Origin of the sequence: uncultured Turicibacter sp. (genome assembly GCF_938044715.1) — a bacterium.
Classification (GTDB): domain Bacteria; phylum Bacillota_I; class Bacilli_A; order MOL361; family Turicibacteraceae; genus Turicibacter; species Turicibacter sanguinis.
Map to the genome: position 1 here is coordinate 1 of NZ_CALIOS010000144.1, position 26,492 is coordinate 26,492.

Below are 26,492 nucleotides of genomic sequence, written 5' to 3' on the forward strand. Positions count from 1 at the left end.
ACTAATAAATTAATAACAATTAATTTTAAAACCTAAGGGTAAACCTTTATATTAATAATGTTATTTTTTATTATATTTATAATAAGAATAATTATTAATAATAATAAACTAAGTGAACTGAAACATCTAAGTAACTTAAGGATAAGAAATCAACAGAGATATTATGAGTATTGGTGAGAGAAAATAATAAAGGTCTAATAAGTATTATGTGAAAAAAATGTAAGAAAATAGGATAACAAATTCTAAGACTAAATACTATTAATAAGTATAGTAAGTACCGTAAGGGAAAGTATGAAAATGATTATTTTATAAGCAATCATGAATATATTATATTATATTAATGATGTACCTTTTGTATAATGGGTCAGCAAGTAATTAATATTAGTAAAACAATAAGTTATAAATAAATAGAATAATATATATATATAAAAAAATATATTAAAATATTTAATTAATATTAATTGACCCGAAAGCAAACGATCTAACTATGATAAGATGGATAAACGATCGAACAGGTTGATGTTGCAATATCATCTGATTAATTGTGGTTAGTAGTGAAAGACAAATCTGGTTTGCAGATAGCTGGTTTTCTATGAAATATATGTAAGTATAGCCTTTATAAATAATAATTATTATTAATATTATATGATGCATTTTAAAAAATAAAAAAGAGTAATCACTTATAGTGTGATTACTCTCGATTTTTTTATAACTGCAATTCTGGTTTTAATTCACAAAATTCTGATTTTAGACGTGGCATAACTCTAAAATATGAATATAAGAGCCAGACTGTTGCACCTACCCAAGCAAATGGACTTGCTAAACAAACGCCCGCATATCCGATTAATCCCGGCAACGTAAAAGCAACACCCGTACGCATAATTAATTCCATTACACCCGCAAACATAGGTGCTACTGTGCTTCCAAGACCTTGTAAAGTAAAACGATATAAGAATAGTAATCCTAAGATTGGGAAGAAGGTTGCCACTGTATTTAAATATTGTTGTGAATAAGTTAAAACTTCAGTTCCTTCTGTTTCAACAAAGAATCCAACAAAGTAAGTTCCAAAGAAGACAACAATTAAAGCTGACACAACATTTACACATAATGTTAAAATTGTAGCCTGTTTAACCCCTTGACGTACACGTCCAAGCTCTCTCGCTCCGATATTTTGAGCTGAGAATGTTGCCATCGTCATTCCAATTGCAATAGATGGTTGAATTACTAACTGCTCTACTTTTGTTGCCGCTGTAAAGGCTCCAACAACTGTTGATCCAAAACTATTAATTGCCACTTGTAAAATCATAACCCCAACTGCTGTAATTGAATATTGTAACGCCATTGGAATTGAAACTGCCATAAGTTCTTTAACCAATAATCTATCCAATTTAAAGTGGTGCTTTTGTAATGTAAGGATATCCGATTTTTTCTTCATGTAAACGAAACATAAAAAAGCTGATAATCCTTGAGAAGCAATCGTTGCAGCAGCTGCTCCCGCTACTCCCATATTAAAGTTAATAATTAAAACTAGGTCTAATACGATATTTGTAATGGAAGCAATGATTAAAAAATAAAGTGGTGTTTTACTATCTCCAAATGCACGTAAAACCGACGCTAATAAGTTATAAGAAATAGTGGCAATAATTCCACCAAAAATAATACTTACATAGGTATTCGCATCAGCTAAAATATCAGCTGGCGTATTCATAATTTGTAATAACGGCTTAGCAAAAATCATGCAAATAATGGTGATAATGACTGTTGCGATAGCTGACAGGTAAATAGACATTGCAGTTGCCTTTTTTACCCCTTCCTCATCATTAGAACCAAATCGCTGTGATATAATCACTGAAAAACCATGAGTTAATCCATTAATAAAACCTAAGATTAGAAAAACTAATCCTCCTGTTGCACCAACTGCTGCTAAGGCTTGAACCCCCACGAACTTTCCAACAATCGCTGTATCCACCATACTGTATAATTGTTGAAATAAATTTCCGATTAAAATCGGAATCATAAATGCCAAAATTAACTTAATTGGACTCCCTTTCGTCATATCCGTCATCGTTTTCTCTCCTCCTCTTTTATACTCTATATCCAAAATTTTTCAAAATTCTATAACATCTTAACAGTGGTCTAGAAATATGTCAATGGGTTCCCTACGCTAAGTAGCGAGCCAAAGGCTCACTACTTAGCTTTCCTCCACTAGTAGGGCAATTCCTCATAATAGCTTGCCACCCTATTAAACAAAAAATTATACCCCAACTTTTGGGGTGGGACCCCCCAGCGATTAACTATTCCTCTACTGCTGGAGCACTCCTTTATAGCTGTCGGCCTTCCCATTAATTAAAGGCTCACTACTTAGCTTTCCTCTACTAGTCAGGCAATTCCTCATAGTAGCTTGCTACCCTATTAAACAAAAAATTATACCCCAACTTTTTTTGGGGGAAAAGTTTCCTCAACTATTGGGGTGGCCCCCAGCTATTGGCGTTAGACAATCTATTCTTCCACCGCTGGGACACTCCTCTATCATTGTCTGCCTCTATATTAAGCAAAAAACAACGGAATCTCTATGAAACACTCCTTAACATCTTACCATTTAATTCCTTGTTCAAAATTAAAGAAATTATCTGGATCGTACTTAGCTTTTACCAATTTTAATCTCGGTAAATTTTCTCCATAGTATTGTTTTTCATAGTTTTGTTGGGCGATTGGGAAATTAATAAAGGATCCTTCTGTATAAGTCGATAAAATTTTAAATCGTTCTTCTACCCACTGACGGTTAGTTGGCGCATATTTCGACTCTTCCCAGACCGATTGGAATCCTAAAATAAAGATAGCATCGCGATAATAATATGCACTTTCTTGTGGACTAACATCAGACACGGCTCCACCTACTCCATAAAACGTAATCGCTGTGTATAATGAACCTTCGGCACGTACCTCAATTAAATGAAGCATCTCTTTTAATTCTACCTCTGTGTAATGACGATAAATAAATCGTCCACCTGAACGATACTTTTCAAAATCAGGATGAGAATCTTGGACTGCACGATTCGCTTCAAGCACTGACATATAATCTAAGTCATAATCTGTCCCATCATTAAATTGATTTAGCAATGCATCGGCTTCTTCTTTCGTTCCATAAAAGATCCCCGTTAATCTAACACCTTGTCCCTTTGTTTCAGAATTATACATCGCCATTTTTAAGTTTAAACGACGATCTAAGTCTTTAAAAAATTGTTGATAACGGCTAGCCACCTCAATCACTTTTTCTACACTAACGCGTTGATAATCAATGTTAACCAATGTACACATCGCCATTTTTTCTGGTAACTTATATGTCAACTTTGTTACAACACCAAAGTTTCCACTACCACCACCTTTTAAAGCCCAATATAAATCAGGATTCATTTGATGATTGGCTACTAGCTTGTCTCCCTTATAATCAATGACTTCAGCTTCAATTAAGCTATCACATCCTAAACCGTATAAACGGCTTGAATATCCCCAGCCTCCACCAAGCGTAAATCCAGCGACACCTACCGTTGGACACCCTCCACCTGGAAATGGATATCCTGCACCGCAAACAGCTTCATATAATTCACGATTTCGAACTCCACCTTCAACGGTAACGATTTGATTGACTTCATCCAACTTTATTTTATTTAAATGACTTACATCAATGACTAGAAGATCATTACCTGTTGAATAGCCTTCATAATGATGAGATCCTGAGCGAATACGAAATGGTATCTTATTTTCTTTTGAGAATTTTAAGGCATTCATAACATCCTCTTCATTTTGACAATAGACAATAGCTTGTGGATATTTTTGAATTGCTCGATTCCAAGCTTGTCGACTTTCTTCGTATTCAAAATCATCTTTCGTTATAACTTTTCCTGTTAACTTTTTAAAGTTCATTTTTCACACCTTCAATCTCCTAAACTCATTAACATATTAGTATACCTTAAAAGTATTCTCAAAAGAAAGACATTTCAATACGAATAAAAAGTGCAAAGGAAATTTCCCTTTACACTTTTTATTATTATTCAGCTTTTAATACATAAACACGTGATGCATAGTCTCCATTTTCACCATTATATTTTTCAAGAATTTCTCCACGTGTAATATCACTTGTTAGTAATCCTAAGTTCATTAACTCATCTCCGTAATGAGTTGTTTCATTAATAGATACATGATACTTAAAGTTTTCGTTTAATCCTTGTAATTTTACACGTAAATAACTGTTATTTACTGTTGTTAATGGACGATAGTATCCAACTAATGCTGTTTTTTGGTCGGGTGAAACCATCATCCAGGAAGTAATATCATTTTCAAATGGACTTAGTAAACGATAGAAAGTTCCATGCATCATGGTTTCACGGTGTTCTTTAAAGAATTCAATTTGCTCGGCGACCTGTTCTTTTTCTACATCTGTTAATTTATTTAGGTCTAGTTCATATCCAAATGTTCCGAAATAAGCAACATTTGCACGTGTACTAAGTGGAACCTGTCTAAATGTTTGATGATTCGGAATGGCAGAAACGTGAGACCCCATACTACAAATTGGGTAAACCATTGAAGTTCCGTATTGAATTTTTAATCGCTCTATGGCATCTGTATCATCACTTGTCCATGTTTGTGGTGCATAGAATAACATTCCTGGATCAAAACGTGCCCCACCACTTGCACAAGATTCAAATAAGATTTCTGGATACTTTGAAGTTAAGCGGTTATATAAATCATAAACACCTAAAATATATTTATGCATAACTTTTCCTTGATCTTCTGCTTTTGCAGTAGCAGAGAAACATTCTGTAATGTTACGATTCATATCCCACTTAATATAAGAAATTGGTGTTTTTTCTAATACTTTATCCATTAAATCAAAGATATAATCAACAACTTCAGAACGTGAGAAGTCTAATACATATTGATTACGACCATGACATGATCCGCGATTCGGTGTTGCTAAAATCCAATCTGGATGAGCACGATATAAATCTGAATCTTTATTCACCATTTCTGGTTCAAACCATAATCCAAATTTGATCCCTAAGTCCACAACTTTTTGTGCTAATCCTTCAATCCCATTTGGAAGCTTTTCATGATTCTTCACATACCAATCACCAAGCCCGCGGTGATCATCTTCACGATTACCAAACCATCCATCATCTAAAACAAATAATTCTACCCCTAAATCTTTTGCTGTTTTGGCAATGTTTAGAATTTTATCCTCATTAAAATCAAAGTAAGTTGCTTCCCAGTTATTAATTAAAACAGGACGAACACGATCACGCCAATAGCCACGAGCTAAACGAGTACGATATAACTCATGATAAGTTTGACTCATTCCATTTAATCCATCTTGGCTATAAACCATAACTACTTCTGGTGTTTGGAATACTTCACCTTGATTTAATACCCAGTTAAAACGATTTGGATGTAATCCCATTGTGATACGAGTCACACCATATGTGTCAACCTCAGCTTGCGCTAAGAAATTTCCACTATAAACAAAGCTAAATCCATAAACTTCTCCAGAAAATTCATCAGCATTTGGACGTTTTAATGCAAGGAATGGGTTATATTGATGGCTACTTGTTCCACGCATGCTGTAAATTGCTTGAATTCCATGCTCTAAACGACGTGATTTAACATGACGTTCACGTGACCATGATCCTGTTAATTCAATCATCTCATAATTTGAATCTGGTAAATCCACACAAGCACTCATGGCATTTGTTAACGTAATTTTTTCTTCCCCTAAATGATTGAATCGTGCATTACGTGTAATGACTGGGCGTGTTTCATAAATGGTATAGGTTAAAACTAACTCCGTATTAATTACTTCATCTTTTAACGTAATTTCTAGTGTTTTTGCCTCATCTTCATCTTCTACATAAGTGGCAGGTAAACAATCTATTAACGCCGGTTTACCACGATAGATTTTGTGTGATACATACTCAAAATTAGTCACATGACTTCCGTTTTCCTGCATAATTTCATAAGCTGGATACTTAAAATCTCCTGTTCCATAAGTTGGGTACTCTAATTTAAAATGTTCCAATGTAAAAAATGGATTTCCTTCATAAACACAAGCTGCCATTGCACGTTTACTCGTTTCTAATAAATGTGCAAAGGAGTCATTATGACGGATTCTTTTTCCATAATATAATTGTCCTAATTGGTTATTCTGTAAAATTGTTATAATATAACTTACATGATCATTATATAAATGAAATTCTTTTGTTACTTCATTAAATAAAATTGCCATTTTACTCTCTCCCTTTTAACACGTTTGGCGTTTCAAATATGGCTTCATTATAAAACAGAATACGCTTACTTTAAATGTCATCATGTTAGTTATATATGGCTAAATGTATTATATGAAGTAAAATTTATTAAAAATAAAAAAAAGCGCGATCATTAAGAGGGGAGATCACGCTTTTTTTTATTTTAGTATTCAAACAAAAAGTTTTGAAGTACTGATAATGGGGGATAAATTACATTTGAAAAAGTCTTGGCAAGGACTAATCTTAGTATTTCAATTTGTTGTCTTGAATAAGACTTTTTTATTATTTCATATAAATCGAATAAAGACAAACAATTTACTCTAACCAATAATTGTATTTATACTGTATGCACTCTGTATCGACTCGATGTTTTTTTTACCTATCTTTTCACTATAAAAGAACTACCTTTTTTAAGATAGTTCTTACCTTTTTACTGAGCTAAATAATTTACCTCACGATTTAAATGTTGTAGTGAAATTTCATCCGAATCGTATCCCAACATGGCTTTAAACAATTCATCATTATCCTCTAAAACCCAATTGCCATCTACTTTTGTTAGATTTAGTTCTAATTCACGAGTAACATACTGCTTTTTTATATCAGGATTATCGATTAAGTTAACTAAGACACTAATCTCAAAATCATCTATTTTAGAACCAACTGATGTTAATTCTTCATCGATGACAGGTTTAATCGTTTGTTCTACTAATCCCGCTTCATAATCTTCTAACATCATATCTAAATTTACATTACTAATTTGTACTTTTACCGTTGCTTGATCATCCGTAACATTACTTTCTAACACCTTATAGTGCATCGTTGGTAGTACTTTATTTAAAAAGACTGTTTCGACACTAGAAGTTGTTGATAGACGAATGGCGATATCTTCATTATCATATTGAAGAGACTTATAGTGATCAAGTAACTCTACGACACTTTTTTGAGGTAAATATCTTTGGTAACTAGCTGTAAATAATACAAATAAAAACACTGGAATAATGATTGCTGCCACGGTCCTAACTTTATTTTCCACTGGGCCACCTCCTAACAATATTATTATAATTACCATTATCTTCTTAGATATTCCAATTTTAAAAACTAAAGTAAAATGACTTGCTGAGTCAATCTTGACTCATCTGCTGCAAAAGCCATTCTATGACTTTCTAGTGAAACTAATGCCGATGTTTTAGCTTCATGTTTTTTCCCATTTAAGTAATCCTCAACAGCGTCAACAAAATCTTGTAACAATCTTGAATCTCCACCACCATGTCCCTTGTGTCCTGAAATATCATCTTTCGGCTCAATAACCTCAACTTGCTTCGTTAAAAAATCATAAACTTCAATTTGATTAAATCCCATGTGCCCTCGAATTTCTCCTTTAGAACCCATGATTTTAATTGTTCTCGTTACCTCATGCGTAAAGGCGCTTAAATTAAATGTTGCACTAACTCCATTTTCAAATTCTAAAATTGTCACCTGATGATCCATCACATCATTATCACAACAATAAACGCAACGTCCGTAAGGTCCATGTGCTAAAGCTTCTTTGACCCCTTCTTCTGTTTGATTTTCAGTAATCACAGATGTTGGCCATTTTCCAATATTTTGTGGATATAATTTTAAAGCTGAATAAGGACAATCTGATTCAATTAGGCAATCAATACAACGTGATGATGCCTTTAGTGGCATACACTCCTTCTTAAAATGCTGAAGGTTTCCAAACGATGCAATCTTTATACATTTTGCCCCCACCAAGAAATTTAAAATATCGAAATCGTGACAGCTCTTCGCTAAAATAATAGGGCTCGTTTCCACTGAATTACGCCAATTCCCACGCACAAAACTATGCGCCATATGATAATAACCAATATTCTCATTATGCTGAATCGATGCAATCTTTCCGATTGCCCCTTCATCAATTAAACGTTTAATCGTGCTAAAAAACGGTGTATATCGTAAAACATGACAAACCATAAACACTTGGTTTGGATAATTTATAGCTAAATTCTCAAGCTTATCCACCTCCTCGAGTGTATTAGTCATCGGTTTTTCGAGTAGGATATGGTATCCTTTTTCGAGCGCTAATTTAGCAGGTTCATAATGCATGTCATCATTCGTACAAATAAGCACCGCGTCACAAAATTTATCAATCGCTAGTAACTGCTCCCAAGACTCGAAGAGAAACTCATCTCTTAGATGATGATGATTCTTCATATACTCTCGTCGCTCCCTAATCGGTTCTGCTACCCCGACTACTTCAACCCCTTCCATTCCTTTTAAAACATAATCTGCATACGTATCTTTTCCTCTTTGACCCGCACCAATCACTGCAACCTTAATCATAACTCTCTCCCTCTTTTTTTAAAAATATCATCTATATTCTTTATCATTCTATCGAAACATTTTTCACATTTTTAAAAATCAACCTTCATAAATAAACCTTATTTTTAGTAACGCCTACCATAGTCCTGATAAAAGTTTTCCAACTATGAAAAACTTATCACTACTTATATATATTCACGTGCCTATCATTACAGACTATCTCGTACTGTATAAAACATAAAATAGTTTCTATCTTTTAATATAGAGGAAATAAAACTTTTCTAATTATGAAAAGCTTATCTAAAATCCTACATTTATGTCTTTAAATTTAATTTCATAAAAAATTTGTCAACATATGAGGAATATGTTATAATTCTGCCTAAGAATCGATGAAATATATTCTGTATATGGGTACCTGGAATATATCGAGATATTGGTACAACCGGCTTTTTAAAATGAGCCGGTTTTTTTTCGGCCATTTTGAGAAAACAAAAAAACTCAGGTTATTTAACCTGAGTCAACTTCTTTTTATTTATCTTCTCTAATCATATAACGATTTTCGTCTTGGTCATAGAAGGTAAACATTTTTCCATAAGGCATGATTTTTAAATCATCAACCTTAATTCCTTTTTCCTTCATTTCTTCATAGGTAACCTGAATATCTTGTGTGCTTAAAATAATTGATGGATGTTCAACATTTGTTTGTGGATTTTGAGATTTCATTAGTGCTTTTTCATAAATAACAAATGATGTTAGGCTATCTGTTTGGGGTTTTACTTCTACCCATTTAAAACCAGGTCCCATTGGTTTAATATCACAATCAAATCCCATTTTTTCAGTCCAAAAGGCCATCGCTTCATCTTGATTTTGAACATAAATCGTTACTTTACTAATATAGTTAATCATGTGTATCCCTCCTTTGGTCTAACCTATTCTATCATATCCCCACTACTTTGCCCAAATATATGGCCTTTTTTTCTAAGTATATCTAGTCATTCCGAAAAATTCAAATTAACTGATAAGTGATCTCTCCCTATGACTGTTGATTCAAAAACATTTCTTGCATTTGAAGCATATTCCTCAGGTGTTAATAATGCTGCCCCAAAATGTGTTAACAGTAGCGACTTAACATTCCCCTTTTTAGCTAATGTCGCCGCCTCTTTGAAGGTCATATGTTTATTTTTAATCGCTTTTTCGATTTCTTCATCAAATGCATAAGTTCCCTCACAAATAAATAAATCACTACCTTCGATAAAAGGAATAATCTCTAAAATCGGACGAGTGTCTGTCACTAAACTAACTTTAATCCCCTTGCGAACTTCACCAAGAACAAGATGCGGATAATATTCTCTCTCCTCATAAAATATGGGCTCATCTGATTTTTGTAATTGATTCCAAATATCCTTTGGAACCTTATTAGATAGAGCTTTTTCTAAATCAAATTTTGGACGTCGTTTAACATATAGTTGATATCCTATACAGGGTGAGGAATGATCAAGCTCTAACGTTTTAATGACTATCTCTCCTTTATACAGCTCAATTTCCTGTTGTGGATTCTCAATCACGTTTATTTCATACGGCAAATACTTTGCGATGACGCGAGCTGCTGATACAGCTTCGCTAATCCCCTCTGGTCCTAAAATTAAAAGAGGGTTAACTCGTCCACTATTTCCAATCGTTCCAAGTAACCCTGGTAACCCAATAATATGATCACCATGAATATGCGTAATACAAATCATATCAATACTTTTAAATCCACTATTGATTTCTCTCATAGATACCTGGGTTCCTTCTCCACAATCAATTAAAATTTTATTCCCTCTATAAGTGATGAGCGTTGCCGATAAATATCGCCCTGGCAAAGGCATCCCACCCCCAGTTCCTAATAGTGTAACATCTAACATAACCTTTTCACTCCTTTTAATGTTTATATATATGTAGCTAAACTTATATATTTAAAATGATAAAATCAATCTATTTGTATACAAAAAAACTGCTTTAACTTAGTTCCCACCTAAGCTAAAGCAGTTTTTCCTCTGATACAGTTCATTGTAACAAATGAATTGTTACTCTCATAAAAATTCAAATGACAAATTAGAAGACATTACCCTATTTATTCTATAATTTTTATTTTTTAGCTCTCTCCTTCTAAAAAATAAAAATTTTCATTACTTCTGTATTGCTCCCATTGCAAAACAGAAGTTAATTAATTCCCCAATGTACATTACCCTTTGTACATCATTATCATAATATAAACGAGTGATATATATAAAGAAAAAAAATATCACATCTAACTTGTGATATTTTCAGAAAACTAAAAAATTATATAAAGGTGAGTACTCTTCTTCACTTAATGAAGTACGAGTTGATACCTGTTTAAGAAATGTCTTTTTTATTTGATTAACAGTATCTTCAGGAAGAGCTTCTGTTTCAACCAGCTCTTTTAACTCTTGTTGTAGTAACACTACTTTGTCCATTTGTTTAGTACGCCAATATAAATCTAATTGTTTATCAAACCACATTTTTTTAGAATTAGTACTCCAAGAGGATAAGATAGTGGACTTAATTTGTGTATAGTATGATTGAGCTTCCTCATATTCCTCCATCTCAAAATATACTGCACCAATTAATAAAAGAGTTAAGGCTTTTTCTAAATCACTTTCACGATACGAAAAAGCTTTTTTTAATATTTCTAATGCTTTTGAATACTCGTGGTTTGCTATGTAATTCCACCCTAAAGAATGATAAATATGTTTTAAATACGGTTCATACTCTGGCTCATCAAGTAAAGCTAATAAATAATCTCGGGATTCTAATATCAGACCATTATTTCGTAAAATTTCTACTTTAATAAGGATTGCCTTGACATAATGCTTAGAAGGATAAATATTAGCTTTAGAAGTTAATTGGTTAATCATTTCTAATGCTAACTGATGCTGTCCCATTTGATAATAAGTAAGGATTAACAATACATCAATCTCTTTAATTTGTTCTTCAGTTTTTGCGTATCCAATGGCTATTGAAAGTTTTGAAATAGACTCTACATATCGTCCTAACTTTCTCAACATAATTCCAAATTGTTGATATAAATGATAGGGATTAATATCTTCTTTAATGGCTCGATCAATGGCTATTTGAAAATGTTTAACGGCTTCTTGACCATCATTCCTCATGAAATAATACTGCCCTAATAATTTATCCAACTGAATCATATAGCTTGTTAAATTATACTGCTTAGCCACACTCATCAATTCATCATATTGGTCAACAATCGTATCTATTGTTAAACGTTGTTCAAAAAATTCACGTGCTTGCTCCTCTGGGGTTTTTAAAAATTCATCCAATGTATATAATGACCGCATTTCACCTTCTGTTAATGTAACTAAGGCATCATATATATCAATTAACGTTTTTTCTGGAGGTTGCCGCTTATTTGTTTCAATCATACTTAAATAATGTTGAGTAATCCCAAAATGTTGAAAAGTCCCCTGTTTTAAATGAAATTGTTGTCGAACTTGACGTATTTTTTCTCCAACTGTATAAAACAACTACTTCACTCCTAAACTAGTTTTTTCATTATTTTTTATTTTTTCTACCTATAAAGATACCATATCTACTCAAAACAATACATTAAATTTCCTATTTTGCTAAATATAATGTCAAAATTGAGATAAAACAGGAAAATTTTTTTAATAATCAGAGAATCTATCGTATTTAATCGCAAAAGATAAACTTTATCATACAATGTATTATAAAGAATTTTTATTATATTTATTCCTATGGAGGTGTGAGTACAGATGACATCCTCTAGCTATGATCAAGCCATTAATAATTTAATTGCATCCATCGCTTTAGAAGAAACATCTTTATCTCAAATCATTCAATCACAGGCCACCAAATTAGATACAATTATTAATAATCAGGGGATAACAGCAAATGATTTGCAAGATGTTGAAGCCTGTTTAACATCCATGCATCAAGCTATTTCTAAACTTGAAACAATTCTTGAAGCTAAAATTGAATTTTTTGATTCCGAATATTCTCAATAAAAAACTATCTCAAGAATTCTTGAGATAGTTTTTTATTAATTGCTATTTATCCAAATTTTTTCTTTAAGTTTTGCAACTGAATGGATTAATGCTTCTTTTGTTTTAACTTCAAGTAAAATCATTGGGTTATTACCTTTTACTAAATTGAATACTTCATCTAAATCAATCTCTCCACTAAACAATGGTAAATGATCATGAGTTCCTTTAGCATCATGCATATGAATGTGTTTCACCCGATCGATATGTTTTAAAATAAATTCATGATCACAATCCTTATGACAATAATCATGCCCAACATCCCACGTTAAACAAAATCGATCGCTTTGAAGTAATATTTCAACGGCTTCTCGAATATGAGGACGATCAAAAATCCCCGTATTTTCAATTGCAATCATTACACCTGTTCCACCTAAAAATAAATTAATTGCTTCTTTACATGATTTAATATTCTCTAAATAATCTTGTTTATAAGTTTCATATAATTCTACCGTTTGTTCAGGCATTGTGAAATGAATTCCTGGATTCATATGTAAATTTAAAATTTTAATTCCCAACCGATCCGCAATTCCAATCGATTCTTCAATAATCTTCAAATAGGCCTCTCTCTCTCTTCGATTGAAATGGCCTAAATCCAACTCTTCTGGTAAATGAATGGTAAATTCAACCCCATATTGCATTTTTAATCGATTAAGATATCGAACATTAATCCGATCAGGTTGACAGATTGGTAAATTTGCATTTAATTCTATAAAATTTAATCCTATTTTCTCACAAAATTGAATATTTTCTTCAATGTCTTTTAATTCTAATAACTGTGGCATTCCATATTTGATTCCTCTCATTAAACTCCCCCCCTTTCGATTAATCAATAAGGAATTTTATCCTCTTGCTTATCCCACATCTTAAAAATATCTAATGCATTTTCTCTTAATAGCGGCTTTAATTTTAAAATATTGGTGTTTTGTTTTCCTTTTAAATAATTATAAATGAACTCATCTGCAAATCCTATTTTATTTGCATCTTCAACCGTACAGCCATAATAGACCGTTTCAATTCCAGCCCATAATATAGCAGATAAACACATTGGACAAGGCTCAGAAGAGGTAAACAATAAACAATCGTTTAATTTAAATGTATTTAGTGTTCGTGAAGCTAATCGAATTGCATTTATTTCAGCATGACAAGTTGGATCATTTTCTTTTACGACAGTATTATGAGCTTTCGCAATCACTTGATTATCTTTCACAATCACTGCACCAAATGGTCCCCCATGTTTACACTTCACGCCATTTTCTGCTTCTTCAATTGCCATTTTCATATATTTTTCCATCTTCATCACCTTTTTATAAATGAAATTAAGACTCCACTATAATATATATCCACTTTATTATAAAAATAGACTAATTGTTTCAAAAAAAACATAAAAAAAACTGTGAATAGAAACTATCCACAGTTTTTTAGCTTATTGTTAAAATTATAATTTAACGATGTTAGCTGCTTGAGGTCCACGGTTTCCTTCAACGATTTCGAATGAAACTTTTTGACCTTCTTCTAAAGTTTTGAATCCTTCTCCAGTGATTGCTGAGAAGTGAGCGAATACATCGTTCCCTCCATCAACAGTGATGAATCCGAATCCTTTTTCTGCGTTAAACCATTTAACTGTACCTGTAGTCATGAGAACTACCTCCTAATAATAACAATTCGCTTAAAGCCATATTTAAAAATTTTCATTCAATTAAAGCAGCGTAACACCACAAAAACTTGTTCAAATTTATAAAAAAGGACTATTAAGTTGTCTTCATTATATCACGCTCAAATAAATTAGGCAAACGAAATCTATTTTTTATGTATATTTTTTTATTTTTTTGTTCGACATATATTCAAAAAAACGACATTTTATGATAAAATGTGATTTTTTCCCCTTTTATTCTGATTTTTCCCAAAAGAGGAATCACTTAAAATTAAGTGATTCCTCTTTTTTTATTAGCCTAAAGATTCTTGAGACATTTGACGTAACTGGTTAAAGAATTTCTTTAATAACCAAATGGAAACTAATAATGTAATTAAATCACTTGCTGGTTGCGCAAAGAAAATGCCCTTAACACCTATTAACATCGGTAATCCTATAATAAAAGGTACTAAAGCTAGCACTTGACGAATTAAGGTCAATAAAATTGAAGGTCTGGCATGCCCAATCGCTTGGAAGAAAGTAATACACAACATAACAAATCCTACAATAGGGATGAAACTAAAATTAATTCGTAAAGCAGTGACTCCTAACTCCATCAAGTCTTGATTATTTGCACCACCAAATAAATACACTAATTGACTAGGGAAAAGTTGAACTAAAGTCCAAATCACTGTTGTTATGGCAGTAGAAATGAAACATCCAACTTTCATCATCTCCATCACTCGCTCATAGTTTTTAGAACCATAACAATAACCTAAAATAGGTTGTAATCCTTGACTTAATCCACTAGCCGGCATAATAACAAAGGTCATAATACTTGAAATAATAGCATACACAGAAATCGCAAGATCTCCACCGTATTTTCCTAAGTAAACATTATAGATTAAACTAATAAATCCAAACGCAATTTGAGCAATAAACAATGAGACACCTAATTTTGAAATTTTTTGAATAATAGATAGTTGAATTTTGAAATAATCTTTCTTTATTTTTATAACAGTATGACCACCAAACACAATGTAAAATCCGATTAACGCAGAAACAACTTGTCCTAAAACAGTCGCAAGTGCCGCCCCTTCTACACCCCATCCGAGTCCTATAATAAACCAAGCATCAAGCACAATATTTACAATGGCTCCACTAGCTGAAATAATCAATGCAAGATTTACTTTTCCTGACACACGTGTAAAATCATTAAAAACAAAGGTTAATCCTTGAAATACACTTCCTACTAGCATTATAAAATAGTATTGTTTAGCAACCGGTAAAACAACCTCACTTGCTCCTAAAACCTTTAAAAAGGAATCGCCTACTATCCATAAAACAAGTGTTACTACTAACTCTAATCCAATAATGTATAAAAACGAGTTTGCAAATGCTCGATTTGAATTCTCTATATCTTTTTCACCTAGGTTTAAAGCAAATAAAGTTCCACCTCCAGCACTGACTAAAAGAGCAAATCCCATTACAATAAAAGTAATAGGGAAACAAATAGATAATGCCGCTAACCCAATATCCCCTACATAATTTCCAACAAACATTCGATCTACAATGTTGTAGATTGCACTAATTAATAAAGCAATAATAGCAGGAGTTGAATATTTCATAATCAATGGAAATGCCCTACTCTCTTCCATCGGATTGTTCATTACTAAAACTTTTTTACTCATTTCTACTCTCCCTTTTCATAGCCTTCTGAAATTTTCTTCATCTCAATTGATAATTTTTGGATGGTTTCAACCGCAAGTTCACAATTTTCATATCCAATTCCTTCAATTACAGCTAACAATCTAGTATGATAATTTTTAACACAACGATTTAAGGTCTCTTCTCCATGTTTTGTTAACTCAATCAAAACAACTCGTCGATCAATTGATGAGTGTTTTTTTTGTACCATGTTTAGTTGTTCTAGTTCATTTAAAAGTTTTGTAATATTCGGTGATGTAATTTTTAATCCTTTACTAATATCCGTTACTTTAACTTCTCCTTTCACTTGATGTACCTTTGAGACCATTTGCAAAACTTGAAGATGACTTTTACGAATTTTAGCAGGTAAAATTGGTAAGTAATCAATTGTCTTTTTAGCTTCAAATAACATATCAATAACATCACTAATTAACTTCTCTTGTTTCTCTTCCAATTCTGTCCCTCACTTTCGAATATATATATGTATGTAACATATATATATTATATAACTTTATTTTGAAATTTCTATAATTAAATAGACTATCTTCATTTAGGAGATTTTGTTGGATTTTAAGAGCGATAAATATATGTTATACTATCCACGAGGTGGTAATAATGGATTATAATGAGTTATTAAATATAACAACTCGACTGGGACAGATGCTTCTTGAAAATGGAGCTGAAATATACAGGGTTGAAGAATCAATTCAACGAATGGCCTTGGCTTATGGTGTGAAAGAAGTAGATGTCTACGCAGTTCCAACCACTATAATCGTAACCATTAATACAGTAGGAAACTGCAACATAACAAAAACAAGACGAATTCATCAACGTTCAACGAACTTAGATAAAGTTGAACGCTTAAATAATCTTGCAAGATATACCTGTCAAACGACACCTGATTTAAAAGAAGTTAAAGAGGAATTAGAACAAATTCAAGCAAGACCAAAGTTTGGATTCAAGATGCAACTTTTTGCTTATGCTCTAACGTCTTCAACTTTTACTTTATTCTTTGGTGGAACAGTTTACGATGCATTATGCGCGCTTTTGATTGGCCCTATTATTAAAATTATTTCAGAATTAATGGATCGATTCCGAACGAATCCTTTTTTTATTACAATTATTTGTAGTATGGTTGCAGCCTTTTTAGCCGTCGTATCTTACGAACTTAACTTTGCACAAAATATTGATAAAATGATTATTGGTTTAGTCATGAACCTCGTACCTGGGGTTGCCTTAACCAACTCAGTACGCGATGTTATTGCTGGAGACTTTATTGCCGGTCAAACAAAAATGACGGAAGCTATTCTAACCGCAACTTCAATCGCTATCGGAACCGGAATTGCCTTATCAATGTCTAATATTTTTTAGGAGGTATCCTATGTCTATTATTCTCCCTTGTCTTTATTCCTTTTTAGCCTGCATTGGATTTTGTATTATTTTCAACATTCGCGGAAAAATGATTTTTTATGCCTCTATCGGCGGAGCCCTTGCCTGGCTTACCTTCGAATTAGCAGCCGTCTATCAAAATGACTTAATTCAATACTTCGCGGCAACTGTTGTCCTTTCTCTTTATTCAGAAATTATGGCACGTGTTCACAAAGTACCTGTTACCATCTTTTTAATTGCAGCCTTAATCCCACTTGTCCCCGGAAGTGGAATTTACTACACCATGGAACATTTCATACAAGGAAATACACAAGAATTTTTATCAACCTTTATTCATACCTTTGCTATTGCAGGATCTTTAGCATTCGGAATCCTCCTGGTTTCATCACTCGTTTATCTGTGGAAAAAAATCGAAAATAATCATAAATTAAAATTAAATAAAAAATGATGCCGCATGGCATCATTTTTTATTTGGTTGACTTAATATAACCTTTTTCAACAAAGTCAGTGACAACTTCATGAATAAAATCAATAAACTCTTGTGGGCCTTTATCTAATGTAATCTGATTACGTTTATAAACTTGCTCATCTGTAATTTGGTGCACCTTCCAGGTCCCACCTTCATGAAGATAATTCATAATAAAAGGATGTAAACGATCAAGCATGGCAGCATACTGTGCTTCCTCTGTTTCACAAGCCTCAAATTCATCCCATAAACGACGTAACTCTTGACCTTGGTCTGATTCTAAAATTCCAAAAATTTTATCTGCAGATAACTGTTCTCTTTCTTCCTTATCCTCATACCCAGTTTCATCAAATGCAAATGTATCTCCTGCATAGATTTCAACTAAATCGTGAATTAGAACCATCTTAATTACCTTCAAAATATCTGTGTGAGGCATATATTCGTGAAATAATAAGGCCATCATTGCAAGTGACCATGAATGCTCAGCATCATTTTCACGACGGCTTCCATCTGCAATGGATGTCATACGTAAAATATTTTTAACTTTATCAATTTCAATTAAAAAATCTAACTGCTTCTTAAAGCGATTTGACGTCATAAAAAATATCCTCCTTCTCAATACTTTTAAAAAGTATAACATAAATTGGTCCTCTCTTACAGAACCGCGGCCTTTTTGTAAGATATAAAAATGACATTCTTATATTCTAATTAATATAATGCAACTATAATTAAGGTTTATCCTAGAGAAGTAATAATGAAAAACACTTTTTAACTTTTAATATAATTGTATTCTTCCTTCTTGACCTATTTATTATGTTAATTAAAGTTTCACCTATTGCTAGGGACAGATATACTATGCATAAAGAAGCTATACTGGCTCAAATTCTTGAAGATAAAATCACAGAAGTAAAAAATGATAAACACTATATATAAGTTCAGATATGTCGTTCACACTAGTATAAAAAAACTATATCAAAAGAGATAGTTCTACAGGCGAACTATCTCTTTTTTGTTTGAAAGATATTAGAAGTTTAATTTATATACGTTTAATGAAGATATTTTATAGTTCCTCTCCATTCGTTGCGATGACTTTTTTGTACCACTCAAAGCTTTTTTTCTTAGAACGTTCTAGTGTTCCGTTACCTTCATTATCACGGTCAACATAAATAAATCCATAACGTTTTTTCATCTCACCTGTTCCGTTACTAATAAGATCAATACATCCCCAAGGTGTATATCCAATTAATTCAACACCATCAATTTCAACTGCTTTTTTCATTTCAATGATATGTTGTTTTAAGTATTCAATACGATAATCGTCGTTAATTGAACCATCTTCTTCAATCACATCATGTGCTCCAAATCCATTTTCAACAATGAATAATGGAATTTGGTAACGATCATGTAATAACTTTAGGGTTAAGCGTAGCCCTACTGGATCAATTTGCCATCCCCAGTCACTGGCTTTTAAATATGGATTCTTAACTGATGCGATTCCATTTCCACTTACCGTTTCTCCTGCTTCTGATGAGGCAACAAATGACATGTAATAGCTAAATCCAATATAATCCATTGTTCCTTCTTTAATAACCTCTAAATCGCCATCTTCCATGACAACATTAATTCCCTCGCGTTCATAGCCAAGTAAGGCTGATTTTGGATAATAACCTCGAACGACAACATCTGTAAACATTAATGTCTCATCCATGAATGCTTCACGTTCAATCGAATCTAATGGATTACATGTATTCGGATATGTATATCCCATGATAACCATACATCCCATTTTCATTTCTGGATTGATTTCACGTGCCATTTTTACCGTTTTAGCACTCGCGACAAATTGATGATGCGCTGCTTGAGCAAAGACTTGCTTTTTATCCTCTCCATCTTGGATTTGAATTCCTGCTGTGACCCAAGGCATATGAGGAATTCCGTTCATTTCATTGAAAGTCATCCAATACTTTACTTTATCTTTATAACGTTTCAAAACAGCCTCTGCATAACGTGTATAGAAATCAACTAATTGACGGTTACGCCATGAACCATATTCTTTTACTAAATGATATGGCATTTCATAATGAGATAATGTAATAACAGGCTCAATTCCATATTTTAATAATTCATCAAATAAATCATCATAAAATTGTAATCCCGCTTCATTTGGCTCTAACTCATCACCCTGTGGAAAAATTCGTGTCCACGCAATAGACGTACGGAAACATTTGAATCCCATTTCAGCAAATAACTTAATATCCTCTTTATAACGGTGATAGAAATCAATCCCGACATGGTTTGGATAGTATACTCCATCTAAAACTCCATCTGTAACTTCACGAAATTTATCTATAGCTCCTGCCGTATAAACATCTGCGATGCTAACTCCTTTTCCATCTTCATTCCAAGCTCCCTCTAATTGATTCGCCGCAACTGCACCTCCCCATAAGAACTCTTTTTGAAATACACCTGATAACATAAAAACTCATCCTTTCTACCTATAATATAGTTAATAACTCCTCACCTTTTAAAATTAAGCCTTCTTTCATTGGAATAATATCACTATAAGTAGGTGTATTAGTGATGATTACCGGTGTTACCACTTCGTATCCAGCAACCTTAATCGCTTCGATATCAAATTCCACTAATAAATCACCTGCTTTGATTTTATCGCCATTTTGGATATACGCTTTATAATGTTCTCCATTTAATTGAACTGTGTCGATTCCAACATGAATTAATACTTCTACACCCTCATCAGATGTTAATCCAATCGCATGTTTCGTGTGAAATAGAGCAGTTACAGTTCCGTTAAATGGTGCAACAACTTGACCAACAGTTGGTTCAATTGCGATTCCTTTTCCCATAATTTCTTGTGAGAATGTTGCATCCTTAACTTCTGATAAGGGAAGAATTGTTCCTTCCATTGGACTCATCACTTTAACTTTTTTATTTAAAGGTACCACTTCTTTTTCCTCGTTTTTTGTTTCTTCTACTTCTACAGGCTCATCTTCAAATCCAATGATCCATGTCGCAATAAATGAAACAACCAATGCGATAACTAATGTAATCACAGCATGTAAAATATTTTTAGAGAATTCTCCCTCTCCAATAAACATCGCAAGTGATGCTAATCCGGGTGTCGCCATCGCGAATGCTTTCAAAACAACAACTCCAGCATAAATAGCAGCAACTGTCGCTCCAATTGTTGCTCCCATCATTGGTTTTTTGAATCGCAAGTTAACACCAAATAATGCTGGCTCTGTTACACCAAATACCGCTGTAATCCCTGCTGATGTTGCTAACTGTTTAATTTCTGGATTTTTCGATTTAACTCCTACAGCCAAAGCAGCTCCACCTTGTGCGATATTTGAACATAAACTTGCCGGGAATGTGATTGGATCATATCCATATTTAGAAAAAGCAGACATTGTTAATGGTGTAAATCCGTGGTGCATACCTGTCATAATAATCCAAGGACATAAGGCAGCCATAACCGGTAAAGCTAACCAGCCTAAATTTTCTGACATCCATAAGAACACATAGGCTAATCCATTTCCAATCATCATTCCTAGAGGTCCGATAACCATTAACGTAATTGGTGCAACAATTAAGATTGTTAATAATGGTTTTACGAAGAAACTAACCACTTTAGGTGTTACTTTTTCAGCAAACTTCTCAACATAAGACATTAACCATACAGCTAAAATAATTGGAATAACAGATGTTCCATACCCTACTAACTGAACTGGTAGTCCAATGAATGAGAATGATTCTCCCGCTCCGACAATTGCTGTAAAAGTTGGATGTAATAAGACTCCCGCAATCGTAATTGCTAAGAAGGCATTTGTATTAAATTTCTTAGCTGATGTGACTGCTAACATCATCGGTAAAAAATAAAAAGCAGCGTCTGCAATAAATTCTAAGGCAATATAAGTTTGACTTGTGGGAGATACAACATTTAGAGCTGTTAGTAAAACTAACAAAGCTTTCATCATCCCTGCTCCTGTAATAGCTGGTAAAATCGGATTAAAAATACCCGAAATTGTATCTAAAACTTTTCCTTTTTCTTTCTTTGAAGATCCAGCTCCCATTCCAGCAAAGTTTCCTAGTTTCAATCATTCACGGTGTGCTCTTGCAACATCTTGACCGATAATCACTTGGAATTGTCCACCTTTGTTAGACACTCCCATTACACCTTTTACTTTTTTTACTTTTGCTTCGTCTACAACTGAATCGTCTTTTAAATTAAATCGTAAACGTGTTGCACAATGAGTGACGCCCTTCACATTTTGCTTTCCACCCATTAAATCTAATAATTCTTTTGCAAGTTTTGCATAATCCATAATTTTTTTCCTCCATTGTTTTGAAATTTAACATGAAGGTCTTGCCTGCTTTACCAGTAACAATCCAATATATATCTAAAGGCTTTTGCCTAGATATCATAACTATAATTCTTTTGATAAAAATGCATATAACGCTCCAATTAAATTCGCATCATTTCTAAATTCACAAGGTACTACTTTAACAGATGGCTTATAGAATCCGAAATTTTCTTGCATTGCATCAAGATGTTTTTGAATCAATTCAATCAATAACGGTTGAGCACTAATTCCTCCACCAATTGCAACTAATTCAGGATCAATCACACACTGAATATCAATGATTTGCATGGCAACCCATTTTGTAAATTCATCTAAGATTGTTAATACTTGTTCGTCACCTGAATTCGCTAATTCGAAAATGAACAATCCATTTACTTCTTCAACTGGTAAGCCTTTAATATTAGCGACTTTTTCTGCTAAGGCAGGAGCCCCATTTTTAAATCCCCATACATGATTCTTCACATCAATTTGATTACAATTCATACGCATAAAGCTAAATTCTCCAGCAAATGAATGACGTCCTTTATGAACTTTACCATCAATGATGACACCACCACCAACACCAGTCCCTAACACAATTACTACCGCATCTTTGCATCCTTTTAAACTTCCAAAACCAAGTTCTGCTGATGCCGCACATTTGGCATCATTCTCAATAGTAATCACTGTATTACAACGTTTTTTCAATACATCAATAATATTTTGGCCACTGTTGTATTCTAACCATCCACCACTATAAGCATAACCGGTTGCTGAATCTAAAACTCCCGGCATACTAATTGCGATACCTTCAATATCCGATTGAAATGCATCATAAATCTGTCCAATTGTTTCAACTAAGCTTTCAATGCAATCAAGCGGCGTTTTAACACTACCTTTATCTAGAAATTCTGCTACTTCGTTCATCAAAGCATATTTAATTGAACTTCCACCTATATCAAGTACTAAATAATTTTTCATTTAGATTCCTCCCCTTTTGATAACAAAAAAGACCTAAAATAAGCATAAGGAGTCCAATGGATAGTCTCGTTCCCTATTGCTCAATTTAGGTCTTGCCTGCCTCACCAGTCACAATCCTGATTATTATTTAACATAAATAACAAAAAGACCTAAGAAGGATATACTAATAGCTATATTTATAGCATATTTGTCCCAAACTTAGGTCTTGCCTGCCTTACCAGTCACAATCCTGATTATTTATGTTTTTCTACCACCCGTTCAATGTGGATGATTAGATAAAGTTCTTCTTCATGTGTCAATTTGTAATTATACTCAAGCTCTAAAAACTTGTCAATTTTTTTTACGCATGCATAAGCATCCTTGTATTTTAACTTCACAATATTGTACAGTTCATCATCTTCTTGACTGACATATTTTTTATTATTAAAAATACGTTGTGCAAAAAATTTTAGATGTGTTACAAATCGACTATAAGCTAGAGATTCTTCGTTTAATTCCATTTTATAATGATATTTTACGATATTTAAAATCTCTTGTGTCATTTTCGTCATATTCATGACGATTGGGATTTCCTCATTAAGTCTTGCATTGACAATATGAGTCGCAATATAAGCTGCTTCATCTTCAGGGAATTCAATACCAACTTCTTCTTGAATCACTTTTAATGCATATAACCCTACTTCAAATTCTTCTTTATAAAGACGTTTAATATCCCAAAGTAATCCATTTTTCAGGACAACTCCAGCTTTAAACCTTAAAGCAGAATTATAAATATGATCCGTGATAGAAAGATAGACAATATCATTAATTGCCTTTTGAAACTTCGCTTCTGTATACTTAATAATTCGATCCGTGATGGTCATATACTCCATTGGAACTTCGTCTAAAAGTTGTTGAACTTTCCAATCATCATCTGATCTTCTAGTACAAAAATTTTCTCAACTTTAGACTTATTAACGATATCATTAGGTTTCTTTTGAAAGGCAATACCACAGCCCATTACAATAATTTCTTGTCCTTTTTCATCAAGAGAAACGACAACATTATTGTTTAATACTCGTTTTATCTTCATAGCTGTCCCCTTAATGTATACGTTTTATAAAACCTATAATACCACTCGCATTTTTTATTGTCAACCAAGGGATTTAAATAAAATCAATCCTGTAATGGTAAATAAACTACAACTTTGGCGCCCCCACTTTCTTGATTAGAAAGCACGATTTCTCCTCCATGCAACTTCATAATTCGTTGACAAATATAAAGCCCTAGACCCGAGCCTCCATCTTTAGAACGGGCTTTATTTCCTCGATAAAACTTTTCAAGTCCATACTTTAAATCCTCCTCCGAAAATCCATTTCCTTGATCTGTAATCTCACAAATCACTGCCTTATTTTTTTGATACACTAAGACACCAATATCAGAGGACGTAGGCGCATATCGACAGGCATTCATCAGAATATTATCGAGCACTCTTGATAATCTAAGCGGATCACACTTCATTATGAGTGTTGGATTTAACAAATCTAAATCAGTCCTCAAGTTTAATTGATATTTCAGACAAATATCCTCATATGATTCAAGTTCAGTTGAAAAATATTGAAGCACATTAACATTTTCTTGTTGGAAAATAAAATCTAGTTGATCAAGTTGAGATAATAAATTTAAATCCTCTACTAACACGATTGATCGATTCGTTGCCCCTTCTAAGACATTTAAATACTTTAAACATCTCGCTTCATTTTGATAAGCACCATCTTGCAATAATTCAACATGACCTTTTATAACAGTCAAAGGACTTCTTAAATCATGGGCAAGTGCTGAAATTAATTCTTTTTGTTGCTGTTCAATTTGCCATTGTTTTGTTAACGTTTCTTTTAATGTTTTTCTCATTTTTTCAAATGAGACGATTACTTCATTAAACTCATTATTATAGTCTTCATGCAACTCAAAATCTAAATCTTGATTCTCAATTTTTTGCGATGCCCATTTCAACTTTTGAAGAGGAATCATCACATTAATTTTTAACTTTTTCCCGAAGAACCACATATAAAAAATCAAAAATAGAAATGGTAAACTAAAGACTCCGATAAACATGATTAAATAGACAAACTGCCGATTTTCTAATGGCATTAATCGAAGGGGATATGTATAGCTAAGGCATCCTTTTAACGTTCCTTTACTATCCGTAAGCGGAATATACTTTGTATAATTTCCATTTCCATCAGATTGTGTTGTATTTAATTTTGAGATTAAATCTGATTCACCTTCCGTATCAAAGTTAACGATTTGATACGTGACTTTACTCAAATCAAAGGTCCTTTCAAATTCTTCTTTTCCTTCCCCTATTAACAATGAACTTGAATGTTGATTCACATAGTCCACAATCATTGGAAGTTGTTGTTCATAATGATTAGCAGGATACGCTACATACTGAGCTACTACTAAAAATAAAAAAATTATCACAACGGTACTCACAAAGGTGCAACTCAAAATCCCAAGAAAACTTAAATTAATTTGAGTTAATAATGAACGTTCTTTTAGCATCTAATTTTGCTCCTTCTTATTACACATCCCACTTATATCCGACACCCCAAACAGTTTTTAAATAATTGAAATCAGTTTGAATTGTTTGAAATTTAGAACGAACTTTCTTAACATGTTCTGCTACCGTCGCACAATCACCTTCAGCATCTAACCCCCATACCAATTCATAGATTTGTTCCTTTGAAAAAACCTGATTTTTATTTAAGGCTAGCAATTCCACAATCTCATATTCTCGCTTCGTCAGCGGTACGCATTCATCGAAATATAAAACAGTTCTGCTCTGTAAATTAATTTTTAAATGTTGAAAAATTAAAAAACTTTGCTCCCTTGAACTTTGACGTTCATTTCGGCGAAGATGCGCCGCAACTCGCGCCCTTAATTCTCGTAAACTAAATGGCTTTGTTAGATAATCATCTCCCCCAATGGCGAATCCCTGAATTAAATCTGATTCTGAAACTTTCGCCGTTAGAAAAATAATGGGGCAACTCACGACTGAGCGAATTTCCTTACAAAACTCAAATCCATCCTGACCTGGCATCATGACGTCCAAAATCATCAAATCAGGATTTACTTTGAGCTGACTTCTAGCCTCAAAACTATTTGATGCTTTATACACAAGATAACCTTCATCATTTAACGCATCATATAACATTTCCAAAATTTCTAAATCATCGTCTACCACTAATATTTTTTGACTCATCGTTC

The 26,492-nt window shown here is 33.0% G+C and carries 25 protein-coding genes, 1 riboswitch and 2 other annotated features; of the genes, 3 read left to right on the forward strand and 22 right to left on the reverse strand.

Features of this window, described 5'->3' with window-relative positions:
* The first annotated feature begins 91 nt into the window (after positions 1–91).
* Positions 92–289: a sequence feature (23S ribosomal RNA rRNA prediction is too short), on the forward strand.
* Positions 290–463: 174 nt separating this feature from the next.
* Positions 464–586, forward strand: a sequence feature (23S ribosomal RNA rRNA prediction is too short).
* Between the two features lie 120 nt (positions 587–706).
* The 8 genes from QWC74_RS13625 to QWC74_RS13660 form a co-directional block, all read right to left on the reverse strand.
* Positions 707–2,065 (reverse strand): MATE family efflux transporter, encoded by a 1,359-nt coding sequence (locus QWC74_RS13625; protein WP_006783633.1) that lies wholly within the window; start codon positions 2,063–2,065, stop codon positions 707–709.
* 527 nt (positions 2,066–2,592) lie between these two features.
* The gene (locus tag QWC74_RS13630; protein WP_006783634.1) at positions 2,593–3,924 is read right to left on the reverse strand and encodes an FAD-binding oxidoreductase; all 1,332 of its coding nucleotides are present in this window, start codon (positions 3,922–3,924) and stop codon (positions 2,593–2,595) included.
* Positions 3,925–4,048: 124 nt separating this feature from the next.
* The gene (locus QWC74_RS13635; protein ID WP_006783635.1) at positions 4,049–6,280 is read right to left on the reverse strand and encodes an alpha-galactosidase; all 2,232 of its coding nucleotides are present in this window, start codon (positions 6,278–6,280) and stop codon (positions 4,049–4,051) included.
* Between the two features lie 449 nt (positions 6,281–6,729).
* On the reverse strand, positions 6,730–7,332 hold the full coding sequence (locus QWC74_RS13640; RefSeq protein WP_006783636.1) for a hypothetical protein: 603 nt from the start codon (positions 7,330–7,332) through the stop codon (positions 6,730–6,732).
* A gap of 65 nt (positions 7,333–7,397) precedes the next feature.
* Positions 7,398–8,642 carry a Gfo/Idh/MocA family protein gene (locus QWC74_RS13645; RefSeq protein ID WP_006783637.1) on the reverse strand — a complete coding sequence of 415 codons (1,245 nt, stop codon included), beginning with the start codon at positions 8,640–8,642 and terminating at the stop codon, positions 7,398–7,400.
* Positions 8,643–8,994: 352 nt separating this feature from the next.
* A riboswitch (cyclic di-GMP riboswitch) is annotated at positions 8,995–9,076 on the forward strand.
* A 73-nt stretch (positions 9,077–9,149) separates the two neighbouring features.
* Positions 9,150–9,527 (reverse strand): VOC family protein, encoded by a 378-nt coding sequence (locus QWC74_RS13650; protein WP_006783638.1) that lies wholly within the window; start codon positions 9,525–9,527, stop codon positions 9,150–9,152.
* A gap of 86 nt (positions 9,528–9,613) precedes the next feature.
* A complete protein-coding gene (locus QWC74_RS13655; RefSeq protein ID WP_006783639.1) occupies positions 9,614–10,525 on the reverse strand; it encodes a ribonuclease Z in 912 nt (303 codons plus the stop codon).
* 402 nt (positions 10,526–10,927) lie between these two features.
* Positions 10,928–12,169, reverse strand: a complete 1,242-nt coding sequence (locus QWC74_RS13660; RefSeq protein ID WP_006783640.1) for a helix-turn-helix domain-containing protein — start codon at positions 12,167–12,169, stop codon at positions 10,928–10,930.
* Between the two features lie 249 nt (positions 12,170–12,418).
* On the opposite strand from QWC74_RS13660, the gene QWC74_RS13665 reads away from it, so the two are divergent.
* On the forward strand, positions 12,419–12,670 hold the full coding sequence (locus QWC74_RS13665; protein ID WP_009607157.1) for a hypothetical protein: 252 nt from the start codon (positions 12,419–12,421) through the stop codon (positions 12,668–12,670).
* Between the two features lie 35 nt (positions 12,671–12,705).
* Here QWC74_RS13665 and QWC74_RS13670 read toward each other — a convergent pair whose 3' ends face one another.
* The 5 genes from QWC74_RS13670 to QWC74_RS13690 all read right to left on the reverse strand — a co-directional run bounded on the left by QWC74_RS13670 (position 12,706) and on the right by QWC74_RS13690 (position 16,500).
* A complete protein-coding gene (locus tag QWC74_RS13670) occupies positions 12,706–13,512 on the reverse strand; it encodes a sugar phosphate isomerase/epimerase (protein ID WP_006784855.1) in 807 nt (268 codons plus the stop codon).
* A gap of 23 nt (positions 13,513–13,535) precedes the next feature.
* Positions 13,536–14,000: a nucleoside deaminase gene (locus QWC74_RS13675; protein WP_006784854.1), complete on the reverse strand. Its 465-nt coding sequence runs from the start codon at positions 13,998–14,000 to the stop codon at positions 13,536–13,538.
* 144 nt (positions 14,001–14,144) lie between these two features.
* Positions 14,145–14,345, reverse strand: coding sequence for a cold-shock protein (locus tag QWC74_RS13680; RefSeq protein WP_006784853.1), 201 nt, complete (start codon positions 14,343–14,345; stop codon positions 14,145–14,147).
* Positions 14,346–14,653: 308 nt separating this feature from the next.
* On the reverse strand, positions 14,654–16,030 hold the full coding sequence (locus QWC74_RS13685; protein ID WP_006784852.1) for an MATE family efflux transporter: 1,377 nt from the start codon (positions 16,028–16,030) through the stop codon (positions 14,654–14,656).
* A gap of 2 nt (positions 16,031–16,032) precedes the next feature.
* Positions 16,033–16,500, reverse strand: a complete 468-nt coding sequence (locus tag QWC74_RS13690) for a MarR family winged helix-turn-helix transcriptional regulator (RefSeq protein ID WP_006784851.1) — start codon at positions 16,498–16,500, stop codon at positions 16,033–16,035.
* Positions 16,501–16,661: 161 nt separating this feature from the next.
* Here QWC74_RS13690 and QWC74_RS13695 point away from each other — a divergent pair, with 161 nt between their 5' ends.
* Positions 16,662–17,417 (forward strand): threonine/serine exporter ThrE family protein, encoded by a 756-nt coding sequence (locus QWC74_RS13695; protein WP_006784850.1) that lies wholly within the window; start codon positions 16,662–16,664, stop codon positions 17,415–17,417.
* 10 nt (positions 17,418–17,427) lie between these two features.
* Positions 17,428–17,883, forward strand: coding sequence for a threonine/serine exporter family protein (locus QWC74_RS13700; RefSeq protein ID WP_006784849.1), 456 nt, complete (start codon positions 17,428–17,430; stop codon positions 17,881–17,883).
* 19 nt (positions 17,884–17,902) lie between these two features.
* Here the strand turns inward: QWC74_RS13700 and QWC74_RS13705 are convergent, their stop codons facing one another.
* The 9 genes from QWC74_RS13705 to QWC74_RS13745 all read right to left on the reverse strand — a co-directional run bounded on the left by QWC74_RS13705 (position 17,903) and on the right by QWC74_RS13745 (position 26,487).
* Positions 17,903–18,499 carry an HD domain-containing protein gene (locus QWC74_RS13705; protein ID WP_006784848.1) on the reverse strand — a complete coding sequence of 199 codons (597 nt, stop codon included), beginning with the start codon at positions 18,497–18,499 and terminating at the stop codon, positions 17,903–17,905.
* 462 nt (positions 18,500–18,961) lie between these two features.
* Positions 18,962–20,377, reverse strand: coding sequence for a 6-phospho-beta-glucosidase (locus tag QWC74_RS13710; RefSeq protein ID WP_006784847.1), 1,416 nt, complete (start codon positions 20,375–20,377; stop codon positions 18,962–18,964).
* Between the two features lie 19 nt (positions 20,378–20,396).
* Positions 20,397–22,016, reverse strand: coding sequence for a beta-glucoside-specific PTS transporter subunit IIABC (locus QWC74_RS13715; RefSeq protein ID WP_006784846.1), 1,620 nt, complete (start codon positions 22,014–22,016; stop codon positions 20,397–20,399).
* On the reverse strand, positions 22,017–22,244 hold the full coding sequence (locus tag QWC74_RS13720; protein ID WP_006784845.1) for a PTS transporter subunit EIIB: 228 nt from the start codon (positions 22,242–22,244) through the stop codon (positions 22,017–22,019).
* Positions 22,245–22,346: 102 nt separating this feature from the next.
* Complete coding sequence (locus QWC74_RS13725; RefSeq protein ID WP_006784844.1) at positions 22,347–23,243, reverse strand: ROK family protein; 897 nt, start codon at positions 23,241–23,243, stop codon at positions 22,347–22,349.
* 233 nt (positions 23,244–23,476) lie between these two features.
* Entirely contained in the window at positions 23,477–24,115 is a 639-nt protein-coding gene (locus QWC74_RS13730; protein ID WP_006784843.1) for a PRD domain-containing protein, read from the reverse strand.
* A gap of 11 nt (positions 24,116–24,126) precedes the next feature.
* On the reverse strand, positions 24,127–24,315 hold the full coding sequence (locus tag QWC74_RS13735; RefSeq protein WP_006784842.1) for a CAT RNA binding domain-containing protein: 189 nt from the start codon (positions 24,313–24,315) through the stop codon (positions 24,127–24,129).
* Positions 24,316–24,398: 83 nt separating this feature from the next.
* On the reverse strand, positions 24,399–25,787 hold the full coding sequence (locus QWC74_RS13740) for a cell wall metabolism sensor histidine kinase WalK (protein WP_006784841.1): 1,389 nt from the start codon (positions 25,785–25,787) through the stop codon (positions 24,399–24,401).
* A 19-nt stretch (positions 25,788–25,806) separates the two neighbouring features.
* Positions 25,807–26,487, reverse strand: a complete 681-nt coding sequence (locus QWC74_RS13745) for a response regulator transcription factor (RefSeq protein ID WP_006784840.1) — start codon at positions 26,485–26,487, stop codon at positions 25,807–25,809.
* Positions 26,488–26,492 lie beyond the last annotated feature (5 nt).

Bases quoted from the DNA above. Each gene is read 5' to 3' on its own strand.
- QWC74_RS13710 (WP_006784847.1), bottom strand. From the start codon at position 20,377: ATGTTATCAGGTGTATTTCAAAAAGAGTTCTTATGGGGAGGTGCAGTT.
- QWC74_RS13720 (WP_006784845.1), bottom strand. From the start codon at position 22,244: ATGGATTATGCAAAACTTGCAAAAGAATTATTAGATTTAATGGGTGGA.
- QWC74_RS13645 (WP_006783637.1), bottom strand. From the start codon at position 8,642: ATGATTAAGGTTGCAGTGATTGGTGCGGGTCAAAGAGGAAAAGATACG.
- QWC74_RS13745 (WP_006784840.1), bottom strand. From the start codon at position 26,487: ATGAGTCAAAAAATATTAGTGGTAGACGATGATTTAGAAATTTTGGAA.
- QWC74_RS13740 (WP_006784841.1), bottom strand. From the start codon at position 25,787: ATGCTAAAAGAACGTTCATTATTAACTCAAATTAATTTAAGTTTTCTT.
- QWC74_RS13725 (WP_006784844.1), bottom strand. From the start codon at position 23,243: ATGAAAAATTATTTAGTACTTGATATAGGTGGAAGTTCAATTAAATAT.
- QWC74_RS13650 (WP_006783638.1), bottom strand. From the start codon at position 9,527: ATGATTAACTATATTAGTAAAGTAACGATTTATGTTCAAAATCAAGAT.
- QWC74_RS13685 (WP_006784852.1), bottom strand. From the start codon at position 16,030: ATGAGTAAAAAAGTTTTAGTAATGAACAATCCGATGGAAGAGAGTAGG.
- QWC74_RS13675 (WP_006784854.1), bottom strand. From the start codon at position 14,000: ATGGAAAAATATATGAAAATGGCAATTGAAGAAGCAGAAAATGGCGTG.
- QWC74_RS13665 (WP_009607157.1), top strand. From the start codon at position 12,419: ATGACATCCTCTAGCTATGATCAAGCCATTAATAATTTAATTGCATCC.
- QWC74_RS13730 (WP_006784843.1), bottom strand. From the start codon at position 24,115: ATGGAGTATATGACCATCACGGATCGAATTATTAAGTATACAGAAGCG.
- QWC74_RS13735 (WP_006784842.1), bottom strand. From the start codon at position 24,315: ATGAAGATAAAACGAGTATTAAACAATAATGTTGTCGTTTCTCTTGAT.
- QWC74_RS13700 (WP_006784849.1), top strand. From the start codon at position 17,428: ATGTCTATTATTCTCCCTTGTCTTTATTCCTTTTTAGCCTGCATTGGA.
- QWC74_RS13705 (WP_006784848.1), bottom strand. From the start codon at position 18,499: ATGACGTCAAATCGCTTTAAGAAGCAGTTAGATTTTTTAATTGAAATT.
- QWC74_RS13670 (WP_006784855.1), bottom strand. From the start codon at position 13,512: ATGAGAGGAATCAAATATGGAATGCCACAGTTATTAGAATTAAAAGAC.
- QWC74_RS13635 (WP_006783635.1), bottom strand. From the start codon at position 6,280: ATGGCAATTTTATTTAATGAAGTAACAAAAGAATTTCATTTATATAAT.
- QWC74_RS13695 (WP_006784850.1), top strand. From the start codon at position 16,662: ATGGATTATAATGAGTTATTAAATATAACAACTCGACTGGGACAGATG.
- QWC74_RS13655 (WP_006783639.1), bottom strand. From the start codon at position 10,525: ATGTTAGATGTTACACTATTAGGAACTGGGGGTGGGATGCCTTTGCCA.
- QWC74_RS13625 (WP_006783633.1), bottom strand. From the start codon at position 2,065: ATGACGGATATGACGAAAGGGAGTCCAATTAAGTTAATTTTGGCATTT.
- QWC74_RS13680 (WP_006784853.1), bottom strand. From the start codon at position 14,345: ATGACTACAGGTACAGTTAAATGGTTTAACGCAGAAAAAGGATTCGGA.
- QWC74_RS13630 (WP_006783634.1), bottom strand. From the start codon at position 3,924: ATGAACTTTAAAAAGTTAACAGGAAAAGTTATAACGAAAGATGATTTT.